Source organism: Mangrovimonas yunxiaonensis, assembly GCF_000733475.1.
Taxonomy (GTDB): Bacteria; Bacteroidota; Bacteroidia; order Flavobacteriales; family Flavobacteriaceae; genus Mangrovimonas; species Mangrovimonas yunxiaonensis.
This window is the reverse complement of sequence record NZ_JPFK01000005.1, coordinates 409,865-422,700: the sequence shown is the minus strand read 5'-3', so window position 1 is coordinate 422,700 and position 12,836 is coordinate 409,865. Positions and strand designations below refer to the sequence as shown.

Genomic DNA, 12,836 nt, shown 5'->3' with positions numbered 1-12,836 from the left:
ATCTTAATGTTTTTGTATAAACAATTTGGTCGTTACCTCATCAAAGGCAATTTCTATACCATTGTTTACAGAGTCCATAATTTCAAGTTCTTCGGTTAAGGTTTCAGACTTAATATAATCGATATTGGCATCTATAGCCTTAACTATATTAGCGTCTTTTTGAAGTTTCACATCTATACGATCTGTGACTTCAAATCCTGAATCTTTACGTAAATTTTGAATGCGGTTTACGAGCTCACGAGCAATCCCTTCTCTTCGTAAATGATCAGTAAGCGTTACATCTAGGGCGACTGTTAAGGCACCTTCATTAGCGACCAACCAGCCTTCAATGTCTTGCGATGTGATTTCCACATCGGCAACTCCTAAAATAATGCTTTTTCCGTTAATTTCAATATTTATTTCGCCATTTTGCTCGATATTTTTAATATCGGCGGCGGTAAATTTGCCTACTGCGCTTGCTACCAGTTTCATGTCTTTGCCAAAACGAGGGCCAAGGGCTTTAAAATTTGGCTTTATTTGCTTAACCAGTATGTCTGAAGCATCCTCAAGCAATTCTATTTCCTTGATATTCACTTCGCTTTTTATCAGGTTGGCTACAGCCAAAATTTCTTCCTTTTGTTGGTTATTATCAACAGGAATCATGATTCTTTGCAAAGGCTGACGCACTTTAATTTTCTCTTTAGCTCTTAACGACAATACCAAAGACGAAATGGTTTTCGCATTTTCCATTTTACGCTCCAAGCGCTTATCTATAATGCGCTCATCGTGTTTTGGAAACTCTGCCAAATGTACACTTTCAACGTTTTCTTTTTGTGTTACCTGTGTTAAGTCTTGGTAAAGTCTGTCCATATAAAATGGGGCTATGGGCGCACCTAATTTTGCCAAGGTTACCATACAGGTATAAAGCGTTTGGTAAGCCGAAATTTTATCGTTTTGGTAATCGCCCTTCCAAAAACGTCTTCTGCTTAAACGCACATACCAGTTACTTAAATATTCTTGTGTAAAGTCTGATATAGCTCTTGCTGCTTTGGTAGGTTCGTATTCTGCATAGAATTCGTCTACCTTCTTGATAAGCGTGTGTAATTCAGATAAAATCCAACGGTCCAATTCTGGGCGTTCTTCTAGCGGTATGTCGGCCTCTTCGTATTTAAAGTTGTCTAGATTGGTATACAAGCTAAAAAACGAATAGGTGTTGTATAGGGTTCCGAAGAATTTACGTTTCACTTCTTCTATCCCTTCCAGGTCAAACTTTAAGTTATCCCAAGGGTTGGCATTGCTTATCATGTACCAACGTGTGGCATCGGCACCATAGGTAGACAGGGTTTCAAACGGATCGACGGCATTACCTAAGCGTTTCGACATTTTTTGGCCGTTTTTATCCAACACCAAACCGTTAGACACCACATTTTTATAGGCTACCGAGTCGAAAACCATGGTTCCAATAGCATGAAGTGTATAGAACCACCCACGGGTTTGGTCTACCCCTTCCGCGATAAAATCGGCTGGATACGAGGTGTGTTCATCTATTTTTTCTTTGTTTTCAAACGGGTAATGCCATTGGGCGTACGGCATGCTTCCAGAATCGAACCAAACATCAATCAAATCGGCCTCGCGCTTCATGGGTTTTCCCGAAGCAGACACCAAGGTAATTTGATCGACAATATTTTTATGAAGATCTAAAGTGGCATAGTTTTCATCACTCATATTACCAACTTCAAAATCAGCAAAAATATCAGCCTCCATCACGCCTGCCTTAACGGCTTTAGCCATTTCGGTTTTTAGCTCTTCAACCGAGCCGATACAAATGGCTTCCTTACCGTCTTCGGTACGCCAAATAGGCAACGGTATCCCCCAATATCGCGAGCGCGACAGGTTCCAATCGTTGGCATTGGCCAACCAGTTGCCAAAACGCCCCGTTCCGGTTGCTTTTGGCTTCCAGTTTATGGTTTGGTTTAATGCAGCCATACGTTCTTTAACATCGGTTACTTTAATAAACCAAGAGTCTAATGGGTAGTAAAGTATGGGTTTATCGGTACGCCAGCAGTTTGGGTAACTGTGTTTGTATTTTTCGACCTTAAAGGCTTTGTTTTCTGTTTTAAGTTTAATGGCTAGTTCTACATCAACTGATTTTTCTGGAGCTTCGCCATCGTTATAATATTCGTTTTTAACGTATTTTCCAGCAAATTCACCCATTTCTGGACGGAATTTCCCTTGTAAATTCACCAAAGGTACTAAATTATCATTCTCGTCTTTTACCAACATTGGTGGCACGGGTGGGGTGGCTTGTTTAGCTACCAAAGCATCATCGGCACCAAAGGTTGGTGCAGTATGAACGATTCCTGTCCCGTCTTCTGTAGTCACGAAATCTCCAGAAATAACCCGAAAAGCATGTTCAGGATTGTCGTTTGGCAACGCATACGGTAAAAGCTGTTCGTAGGTAATCCCAACCAAATCTGCGCCCTTAAACGCTTTAACTATTCTGTAAGGTATTTTCTTATCGGTTTCGGTATAGTTTGCTATATCGGCTTCGGTTTCAACTTCAGCATATTTTCCAGTAAATTGTTTTCCTACCAAAGGCTTACCAAGCACGACTTTTATAGGCTCGAAGGTGTATTGGTTATAAGTTTCTACCAACACATAGTCTATTTTAGGCCCTACGGTTAAAGCGGTATTACTTGGCAAAGTCCAAGGTGTTGTGGTCCATGCCAAAAAGTGTATCTCGCCTTGGTCTTGCAGAAAATCTGGAAGCGTTTCCTTCACGGCTTTAAACTGAGCCACCACCGTAGTATCTGTCACATCTTGATAGGTGCCAGGTTGGTTTAACTCGTGCGAGCTCAATCCCGTTCCTGCTTTTGGTGAATACGGTTGAATGGTGTAGCCCTTATAAAGCAAGTTTTTATTATAAATCTGTTTTAACAACCACCACACGCTTTCCATGTATTTGGGTTCGTAGGTAACGTACGGGTTATCCATATCTACCCAATAGCCCATTTTTTCGGTCAGGTTGTTCCAGATATCGGTATAACGCATAACGGCTTTTCTGCACGCTTCGTTGTATGCTTCGACAGAAATGGTTTTTCCAATATCTTCTTTGGTAATTCCCAGCTCTTTTTCTACCCCAAGTTCCACAGGCAAACCATGGGTATCCCATCCGGCTTTACGTTTCACTTGATAACCTTTCATGGTTTTATAACGCGGAAAAATATCTTTGATAGCTCGTGCTAAAACATGGTGTACACCGGGCAATCCATTGGCCGATGGCGGGCCTTCAAAAAACACAAAAGGTTTCTGGCCTTCGCGAGCCGTTACACTCTTTTCGAAGATGTTATGTTCTTTCCAATAGCCTAGGATATTCTCTGCCACTTCCGGCAAGTCAAGACCTTTATATTCAGGGAATTTCTTACTCATGGTATCATTAATTCTTATCGACCTGCGAAATTAATGATTTTTAAGTAAATAGGGATATTGAAATCTTTTTAAATTAAACCAGAGCACCCACCAAATCCTCGACTTTGGAAATCAATTGAATTTTGATGGTCGTGTTTTTTAGGGAAATCTTGTTGTATTTCGATACAAAAATGGTGGAAAACCCAAGTTTTTCGGCCTCTAGAATGCGTTGTTCTACACGTTGCACCGGTCTAATCTCTCCCGATAAGCCCACCTCGGCAGCAAAGCAGTAGGTATTTGGCAGGGCCTCATCCTCGTTAGACGATAAAATGGCCGCTACAACAGCCAAATCAATAGCGGGGTCGTCTACCGTAATGCCTCCGGTAATGTTTAAAAACACATCTTTGGCCCCCAACCTAAACCCGGCACGTTTTTCTAAAACAGCTAAAATCATGTTAAGCCGCTTGGCATTAAAACCTGTAGCGCTGCGTTGTGGCGTGCCATATACAGCCGTACTTACCAAAGCCTGAACCTCAATCATTAAAGGGCGCATGCCCTCTAAGGTTGCTGCAACAGCATTACCGCTTAGCTCGCCATCTTTTTTAGAGATTAGTATTTCGCTAGGATTGGTCACTTCACGTAAACCCGCTCCTTGCATTTCGTAAATCCCCAATTCGTTAGTCGACCCAAAACGGTTTTTATGCGCACGCAGAATTCTAAACACATGGTTGCGATCGCCTTCAAACTGCAAAACCGTATCGACCATATGCTCTAAAATTTTAGGGCCAGCAATGTGGCCATCTTTGGTAATGTGGCCAATTAAAATTACTGGGGTAGCCGTTTCCTTAGCAAATTTTATCAGTTCGGTGGTGCATTCCTTAATTTGCGAAATACTTCCCGAAGACGACTCGATATAATCGCTATGCAAGGTTTGAATGGAGTCGACAACCACAATATCGGGTTCTAAGGCTTCTATTTGCCTGAAAATATTCTGGGTCTTGGTTTCGGTTAAAATGTAACAGTTGTCGGTTGTTGGCTGAATGCGTTCGGCACGCATTTTTATTTGCTTTTGACTTTCCTCGCCAGAAACATAAAGCGTTTTAAACGGTAGTTTTAAGGCTATTTGTAGCAGTAAAGTACTTTTTCCTATTCCAGGCTCGCCTCCTAAAAGAGTTAAGGAACCCGGCACTAAACCGCCGCCCAGCACGCGATTAAACTCGGCATCTTCTGTGTTAAAACGCACTTCTTTAGAGGTATCGATATCGCTTACCCGTAACGGTTTGGACACACGTTTTTTTTCTGTTGAAGCACTGGCAGCCTTCCAATCGTTTTTTTCTGGTTTTTGCACCAGCTCTTCCACTATGGTGTTCCACGCCTTACAGGCAGTACACTGGCCTTGCCATTTTGAAAACTGACTGCCGCAATTTTGACAGAAAAAGGTTGTTTTAGCTTTTGCCATACTCACCTCCTGCGAAAGCAGGAATCTTATTAATTAGATGCTATACTTTTTAATGGTTCTTGAAAACTTTGCCAGTTAATTTAATACCCAAAATCTGCTTTAATCTCTTCGGCTTTTTCAAGCACCAAATCTTTGGTGATACCACCAAGCTCTTCTAAAACATAAGCCGACTGGTAGGTTTTCATGGCTTTTTTGGGCTCACCGGTCTCTTCGTAAAAACGCGCCAAGTAGTAGCTTCCTAAAATGGCATCTGGATAGGCTTTTCTGGCTAATTTCCCTAAAGCTTCGTAATGCTGAAATTGTTCATTTTTCTCTATGGCTGCCGAGATGGCCTTAAAATCGTTTACTAAAATTTGCTTTTCTATACCGAACAAATCCTTAATAGTTTGGTATTTTTCCTCTAAATAGACTACCGGGGACGATTGTAGTTTTAAGATGGTTTCTTTATACTCGTTCTTGCTTATTGGCTGATAGACCAAAAATATTTTCATTAGAGCATCTGGAATGGCATAGGCAGGCACCGCGTAGTGCGTTGGGTTTTCAAAATCGAAATAATTATATAAAATATTCTTGTTTTCCAGCTTGCCAATTTCGGCGTTAAGCGATACGGTTGCGGCCTTTATGTGGTTGATGTCGTTTTTTGAAGAAGCCAAATAGTAAAAAATCTTAGACTGCACTTTTTGCAGCTTCTCGGGGATGTAGTTTAACATGTCTGGAGCCAAATCTGGAGATAACACCACATACCCCTGAAACAAAGGCTCTCCTTTTAGCAGGTAATAATTTATAAAGTTAGCTGTTTCGCCATGGCCAATGGCCATTTTAAAATTTTCTATGCGGTAATTTTTCTCTAAATAAGGCATGAGTTCCATGCCTACAAATTCAAAAAAACTAACGCCCGTTTCTATGGGCAGGGAGTTTTGTTCAGAATATAAGGAATCGTCATAACGTTTATCCAGTTGGTTAATACCCACCACGATGGCCTCTGGCATATCGTCCCAATAAGAATAGTAATCGACATTTCCCGCCACGGGTTCAAACAGGTAATCGCCATCAAAAACAACAATTAACGGATAACGTTTGTTGTCACTATCGGCATACCCCCTTGGCAATTGTATTTTTAGCTCGCGCTCTTCCCCTAGTTTTTCCGAAAAAATGGTTTTATAGTCTACCTGCGAAAACGCAATTTGAACGGTAAAAAACAACAATAACAAAAGGTGTATTTTTTTCATGGCTATCCTTGATTGAATTTACTTGGCAAGATAAAAAAATAAACTATAGGTTTAAAGCGATTGCCCCTTGTTTAGTGCCGCTTACGATTTTATAGGCTTTCGTTTATTATAAAACGGCAGCATTACCATAGATATCCCTCCCAACAAAACCAGCATAAGGGTTTGGGAAGCCCACATAATCCAACCAAAAGCACGGCTTGGCTCTTCTGGTAAGCTAAACAACAAGAATGCGATAACGACAGCCTCTGGATACGACCCCACGCCGCCATTTGTTGCTGCAATGCTAAAACTAGCAGCTATAAACGCTACTAAAATGGCTGAGAACGGGACAGGTTGCAGGGCTTCAACCGAAAATGTTGTAACATAAAACATAAGCACATACATGCCCCAAATAAACAACGTATGAAATATAAATGCCCATTTGCGCTTCATTTTAAAAATGCTTAACACCCCTTCTACCAAGCCCGAAACAAAGCCCCGTATTTTCATGGCGATTTTAGAAGTACTCGTTTTAAAGTATACCACCAAGACGATGATAAGGCCCAAAACAAACGCCAACCCTAAAACCACTTTTAGAGGATTGTATTTGCTAACTAACAGAGTATAAATAAAATCGAATTCCAGCAATAAGGTTACGGCAATAATAAGAAGCAGCACGACCATATCGGCCACGCGTTCGGACACGATGGTGCCAAAGCTTTTTTCAAAAGGCACCTTTTCGTAATTGGCCAGTAAAGATGCTCTTGTTACCTCGCCTGCCCTAGGAATGGTGTAGTTTACCAAATACCCAGAAAACACAGCCATTACGCTATTTAAAAGCCTAGGCTTATACCCAAGCGGTTCGAGTAAAAACTTCCAACGATAGGCTCTTGACAAATGGCTTAAAAGCCCCAAAAAAAGGCCTATCCCTACCCATGTATAATCAGCATGTTTAAAGTAGTTTAAAAGTGTAGCAACAGATATTTTAGACAACGAGTACCAAACCAGAGCCACCCCTAAAAGAAGCGGTAAAAATAAGGCTATAAAACGTTTGGCTTGGCGGTTCACATGTTATTTTAGTAAGTTGGTCGCCTCGTCTGGAAAAACAAGTGCTGGCTTGAAGGTTTTAGCTTCTTCTATAGCCATAAACCCATACGTGATTAAAATAAGGACGTCTCCTGGAGATACCAATCTCGCGGCTGCGCCATTCAAGGTAATCTCTCCACTATTTCTAGGCCCCGGAATAGCATACGTCTCTAAGCGCGCCCCATTGTTGTTATTAACAATTTGAACTTTTTCGCCTTGTATAATATTCGCCGCATCCATTAAGTCCTCATCTATGGTTATGCTACCAATATAGTTAAGGTCTGCGCCTGTACATTTTACTCTGTGAATCTTGGATTTTACTACTTGTATTTGCATGGTGCAAAGGTAATTAATTTAGAGCGATATTGTCTATTAGTCTAATATTATCTGCATAAACCGCAATAAACGCCCTGTATTGTTTTTTGTTTGATTTTCGTTTAACTGGCTTTAAGGTTTCGGCATCGGCAATGGTAAAGTACTCCAGCTCGAGGAGCTCGTGGCTTTTAAACTGATTTTGAACCCATTTCACCACTACATTAGCACTTTTTGTGCCAAACTTAGTTTTGGCAGTCAATAAGGTTTTATAAATAAATGGCGCCGCTTGTAAATACATTGGCTCCAACCTTTCGTTTCTAGAACTCATGGCCAAGCCCGAAGGTTCACGAAGAATATCGCAACCTATAACATTAACAGGAATGTCGTAGGCTTTTACCAGCTTTTTAATGATTAAAAGTTGTTGATAATCCTTTTTTCCAAAGTAGGCATTATCTGGTGTTACAATATCAAAAAATCGTTTAACCACAGTAGCAACTCCATCAAAATGTCCAGGGCGAAAAGCACCTTCCATCTCGGCTTCTAATCCATCAAAATTAAAACCGCTAGAAACAACATCTGTCCCGTAGATATCGTTGACCGTTGGAGCATACACATAAACCGCTTTAGAGAGGGACGACAGCAAGGCAACGTCGGCGTTTAAATCTCTCGGGTATTTTTTTAAATCCTCCTGATTATTAAATTGGGTCGGGTTAACAAAAATGCTTACAAAAACTGCATTATTGTCATCTAAAGCCTGTTGTATTAAAGACAAATGTCCTTTATGAAGTGCCCCCATAGTAGGTACAAAGCCAATGCTTTTTCCTGTTGATTTTAGCTCTAAAACAGCTTTAGAGACCGCTTGTTTGTTTTTGAAAACTTTCACAATTAATAAAAAATTAACGCGTGCAAACTTAAGATTTTACGGTTAATTTGCATAAATTTTTGTAATTTTGCGTGTTTTTTATTTTGAATTTCAAAAGTTCCCTAATATATGAAAGATAAGAGGATATTGTATGTATCATCTGAAGTAGTTCCTTATTTACCAGAAACCGAAATTTCTTCTATGTCGTTTGAAGCTCCTAGAATGGTGAACCAACAAGGCGGCCAAATTAGAATCTTCATGCCACGATACGGCAACATTAACGAACGAAGACACCAATTGCACGAAGTAATACGGCTTTCTGGAATAAATTTGGTTATTAACGATTTGGACATGCCTCTAATCATTAAAGTTGCTTCTATCCCAAAAGAGCGTATTCAAGTTTACTTTATTGATAACGACGAATACTTTAAAAGGAAAGCCACATTGACCGATGAAGACGGTAACCTGTTTCCCGACAACGATGAACGTGCCATATTTTTTGCCAAAGGCGTTATCGAAACCGTTAAGAAATTAAACTGGGCCCCAGACATTATTCATGTGCACGGCTGGCTAGCATCGTTACTGCCTTTATACCTAAAAGAATACTACAAGGACGAACCCTTGTTTAACGATAGTAAAATAGTAACCTCTATATACAATCAAAGTTTTGATGGTACGTTAAATAAAGACATGCAAAGCAAAGTACAGTTTGACAACATTAACGACAGTGCCATTAAAATTTTAGAAACACCAAACTTTAACAACTTAATGAAAGTTGCCATCGATTACTCTGATGCGTTAATTATTGGATCGGAAGACATCCCGAACGAGATTACAGACCATCTTGAGGCCTCTAAAAAACCTGTTTTAGAGTACAAGACTATGGACGAGTTTGGCGAAGCATATACCGAGTTTTACACAACACAGGTTTTAGGTTAAACCAAACCTTTTAAGAACCACTTCAAATACACTATGAAAAAGTTAACCCAAATAATAAAGCTCCCAGCAGCCCTTTTGCTACTGGCTGCTGCTTTTATTGGTTGCGAAAAAGACTACACTGCTTTAGACAGCAACATACAAGGCATAAAAAACTTTGAGGCGCTTACAGAAAAATACCCTGCAATTGCCTATAACAAAAAAACAACCCCAGTACAGACAGACAATTTTAGCTCGAACATACTAGGCGTGTTTAACGACCCCATTTATGGGCAAACTACTGCCAGCATCGTAACGCAGCTTATTCCACAATCCGGCGGCTTCAACCCAGATTTTGGGGACAACCCAGAGATTGTTTCTGTAAAACTAAACGTTCCCTTTTACAGCTCGGTAATCGACACGAATGATGATGGCGAATCTACCTACGAGGTCGATTCTATTTTTGGCAATCCTGCTTCACCATTTAAGCTCTCTGTTTACCGAACAGATTACTTTTTGGCCGATTACGACCCTAACAGTGAGTTTTCAGAAAACCAGGTGTTTTATTCTAACGCCAACCAGACTATTAATTTTAACAACCACGAGCTGGAACTTTTGTTTCAGGACGAGACTTACATCCCTTACACTGAAGACACCTATTTGGAGGAAAGCGCAGGATTAAACTTCGACCTTAACCTTATTGAATCTTCTGAAGGGTTTTGGGAAGCCATGTTTTTCGACAACCAAGGTAATCCAGCGTTGTCAAACCCCAATAACTTTAAAAACTTTTTTAGAGGACTCTATTTTAAAGCCGAAGCCATTGGTCCCAATACAGGGCAAGCGATCATGCTAAACTTTAGCAACCGTTCTGCCGGCATTACCATTGAATATACTAACGACAGCACCGAAGAAGACGAAACCCTAGAATACAAATTGGCGTTTACAAACGTAAACCGTTTAAACACCTTCGATAACGACCCAACAAGCACAATTATAGAAGATGCTGCCAACAATGCCGATATGGTTAATGGTGACGAAACGCTATACCTAAAAGGCGGAGAAGGGTCTTATGCCGTAGTAGACCTTTTTGGGGGCGACGATACAGATGGCAATGGCCTTTCTGATAATTACGAGGACTTTCAAGCAGCTTTCTTAGACCAAAACGGTCAACCTACAAGACTTATCAACGAAGCCTCTATCTCGTTTTACGTTAACCAAAACATTGTAAACGGCGAAGAGCCAAATAGGGTTATTCTTTACGATTTAAAAAACATGACACCTGTTGTCGACTATTTTTACGACTCTGGTGTAAGCACCATAAACCCCCATACATCTAAAAGCTCTTTTTCAAAAATCTTAGAACGCGACGAAAACAACCAAGGCGTTAAATATAAAATTAACGTTACCGAACACATTAATAACATTCTGCTAAGAGACTCTACAAACGTTAAGCTAGGCCTATACGTTACTACAAATATTAACGAGATAAACCAGGCCAAGCTGTTAAACGATGAGAATGTAATTTCTACAGCTACCGCACTTTCTCCTCGAGGTACGGCATTGTATGGTAGCAGCAGCAATGTTCCAGAAGAAAAAAGAGTACAACTAGAGATTAATTACACCGAACCCAATTAAGAATTATTATGTGTGGAATTGTTGGTTATTTAGGCAAAAGGGAAGCCTACCCTATTATCTTAAAAGGCCTTAAACGCCTTGAATACAGAGGTTACGACAGTGCCGGCATTGCCCTATACGATGGCAACGACATCAAACTTTGTAAAACCAAAGGTAAGGTGGCCGATTTGGAAGAAAAAGCCAAACAAGAAATCTCTACCCATGGCACCTTAGGAATAGGCCACACCCGATGGGCTACCCACGGCGTGCCTAATGATGTTAACTCACACCCACACTATTCCAATTCTGGAAATTTGGTGATTATACACAATGGCATTATTGAAAATTACGATGCCCTTAAAAAAGAACTCATTAAAAGAGGCTACACCTTTAAATCTGACACCGACACCGAGGTTTTAGTAAACCTTATAGAAGATGTTATGAAAAAAGAAGGCGTAAAACTAGGAAAGGCCGTACAAACAGCCCTTAATCAGGTTATTGGAGCCTATGCTATCGCCGTTTTCGACAAAAACAAACCCAACGAAATTGTTGTCGCTAGACTAGGAAGCCCTTTAGCCATTGGTATTGGTGACGACGAGTTCTTTATTGCTAGCGATGCCTCGCCTTTTATAGAGTACACAAAAAACGCCATCTATCTCGAAGATGAAGAAATGGCTATTGTTAGACGTGGTAAAGACGTTAAAGTAAGAAAAATTAAGGACGATACCTTAGTTGCCCCATACATGCAAGAGCTTCAATTAAATCTCGAGCAAATAGAAAAAGGCGGCTACGAACATTTCATGTTAAAAGAAATTTACGAGCAACCTCGAGCCATACTCGATACGTTTAGGGGGCGCCTTAAAACCGATGAAGCCATTATTAAAATGGCTGGTGTAGAGGATAACATGAAAAAATTTCTAAATGCCAATAGAATTGTTATTGTAGCTTGTGGCACCTCTTGGCATGCCGGTTTGGTTGCCGAATACATCTTTGAGGACCTTGCCAGAATTCCGGTAGAAGTAGAATACGCTTCAGAATTTAGGTACCGAAACCCGATAATCAACGAAAACGATATCGTTATCGCTATTTCTCAATCTGGAGAAACAGCCGATACCCTTGCTGCCATTAAGCTGGCCAAATCTAAAGGTGCTTTCGTTTTTGGTGTGTGCAATGTTGTGGGCTCTTCCATTGCCAGAGAAACCCATGCTGGCGCCTACACCCACGCTGGGCCAGAAATTGGCGTCGCTTCAACCAAAGCCTTTACAACTCAAATTACGGTACTTACCCTTATTGCCTTAAGATTGGCACGCGCCAAGGGCACGATTTCAAGTTCAGATTACAGACACCATTTAATCGAACTGGAACTTATTCCTGAAAAGGTTGAAAAAGCCCTTCAATCTGATGCGAATGTAAAAACCATTGCCAACATTTATAAAGATGCCAAAAACTGCCTATACCTTGGTAGAGGCTTTAATTTTCCGGTAGCTTTAGAAGGCGCCTTAAAACTTAAAGAAATTTCCTATATCCACGCCGAAGGCTACCCTGCCGCCGAAATGAAACACGGCCCTATAGCCCTTATCGATGAAAACATGCCCATTATTGTTATTGCTACAAAAAAGGGGCATTACGAAAAAGTGGTTAGTAACATTCAGGAAATTAAATCTAGAAAAGGTAAAATTATAGGTATTGTTACAGAAGGCGACAAGCATGTTACCGAACTAGCCGATCACGTTATTGAGGTTCCAGAAACCCTAGAATCGTTATCGCCCTTGCTAACCACCATTCCTTTGCAGTTATTATCGTACCATATTGCTGTTATGCTGGGTAAAAATGTAGACCAGCCCAGAAATTTAGCCAAGTCGGTAACCGTAGAATAGGTGTTTTAGTATCAAACTGTTAACAAAACCCTGATTTTTTGAAAATATTCAGTTAAATCCTTGTTTAATTACCAAAACCTATTATGCGCGCATAATTTTTTAGGAAAAACTCA

9 protein-coding genes are annotated in these 12,836 nt (G+C 40.5%); 3 read left to right on the top strand and 6 right to left on the bottom strand.

Annotated features, from left to right (window positions below):
- Positions 1 to 3 precede the first annotated feature (3 nt).
- The 6 genes from ileS to panC all read right to left on the bottom strand — a co-directional run bounded on the left by ileS (position 4) and on the right by panC (position 8,338).
- The gene (gene ileS / locus IA57_RS06010; protein ID WP_036120601.1) at positions 4 to 3,408 is read right to left on the bottom strand and encodes an isoleucine--tRNA ligase; all 3,405 of its coding nucleotides are present in this window, start codon (positions 3,406 to 3,408) and stop codon (positions 4 to 6) included.
- A 73-nt stretch (positions 3,409 to 3,481) separates the two neighbouring features.
- Positions 3,482 to 4,846, bottom strand: a complete 1,365-nt coding sequence (radA, locus tag IA57_RS06005; RefSeq protein WP_036120598.1) for a DNA repair protein RadA — start codon at positions 4,844 to 4,846, stop codon at positions 3,482 to 3,484.
- An 80-nt stretch (positions 4,847 to 4,926) separates the two neighbouring features.
- Entirely contained in the window at positions 4,927 to 6,075 is a 1,149-nt protein-coding gene (locus tag IA57_RS06000; RefSeq protein ID WP_036120595.1) for an alpha/beta hydrolase, read from the bottom strand.
- Positions 6,076 to 6,156: 81 nt separating this feature from the next.
- Positions 6,157 to 7,122, bottom strand: coding sequence for a lysylphosphatidylglycerol synthase transmembrane domain-containing protein (locus IA57_RS05995; RefSeq protein WP_036120592.1), 966 nt, complete (start codon positions 7,120 to 7,122; stop codon positions 6,157 to 6,159).
- 3 nt (positions 7,123 to 7,125) lie between these two features.
- A complete protein-coding gene (gene panD, locus IA57_RS05990) occupies positions 7,126 to 7,476 on the bottom strand; it encodes an aspartate 1-decarboxylase (RefSeq protein ID WP_036120590.1) in 351 nt (116 codons plus the stop codon).
- Positions 7,477 to 7,489: 13 nt separating this feature from the next.
- Positions 7,490 to 8,338, bottom strand: a complete 849-nt coding sequence (gene panC, locus IA57_RS05985) for a pantoate--beta-alanine ligase (RefSeq protein WP_036120587.1) — start codon at positions 8,336 to 8,338, stop codon at positions 7,490 to 7,492.
- A gap of 108 nt (positions 8,339 to 8,446) precedes the next feature.
- Here panC and IA57_RS05980 point away from each other — a divergent pair, with 108 nt between their 5' ends.
- Genes IA57_RS05980 through glmS form a run of 3 tightly spaced genes read left to right on the top strand, consistent with a single transcriptional unit; the run spans position 8,447 to position 12,723 of the window.
- Positions 8,447 to 9,256: a glycogen/starch synthase gene (locus IA57_RS05980; RefSeq protein WP_036120583.1), complete on the top strand. Its 810-nt coding sequence runs from the start codon at positions 8,447 to 8,449 to the stop codon at positions 9,254 to 9,256.
- Between the two features lie 33 nt (positions 9,257 to 9,289).
- On the top strand, positions 9,290 to 10,867 hold the full coding sequence (locus IA57_RS05975; protein ID WP_036120580.1) for a DUF4270 domain-containing protein: 1,578 nt from the start codon (positions 9,290 to 9,292) through the stop codon (positions 10,865 to 10,867).
- A gap of 8 nt (positions 10,868 to 10,875) precedes the next feature.
- Positions 10,876 to 12,723, top strand: a complete 1,848-nt coding sequence (glmS, locus tag IA57_RS05970) for a glutamine--fructose-6-phosphate transaminase (isomerizing) (protein WP_036120578.1) — start codon at positions 10,876 to 10,878, stop codon at positions 12,721 to 12,723.
- Positions 12,724 to 12,836 lie beyond the last annotated feature (113 nt).

Bases quoted from the DNA above. Each gene is read 5' to 3' on its own strand.
- IA57_RS05975 (WP_036120580.1), top strand. From the start codon at position 9,290: ATGAAAAAGTTAACCCAAATAATAAAGCTCCCAGCAGCCCTTTTGCTA.
- panD (WP_036120590.1), bottom strand. From the start codon at position 7,476: ATGCAAATACAAGTAGTAAAATCCAAGATTCACAGAGTAAAATGTACA.
- radA (WP_036120598.1), bottom strand. From the start codon at position 4,846: ATGGCAAAAGCTAAAACAACCTTTTTCTGTCAAAATTGCGGCAGTCAG.
- glmS (WP_036120578.1), top strand. From the start codon at position 10,876: ATGTGTGGAATTGTTGGTTATTTAGGCAAAAGGGAAGCCTACCCTATT.
- ileS (WP_036120601.1), bottom strand. From the start codon at position 3,408: ATGAGTAAGAAATTCCCTGAATATAAAGGTCTTGACTTGCCGGAAGTG.
- IA57_RS06000 (WP_036120595.1), bottom strand. From the start codon at position 6,075: ATGAAAAAAATACACCTTTTGTTATTGTTGTTTTTTACCGTTCAAATT.
- IA57_RS05980 (WP_036120583.1), top strand. From the start codon at position 8,447: ATGAAAGATAAGAGGATATTGTATGTATCATCTGAAGTAGTTCCTTAT.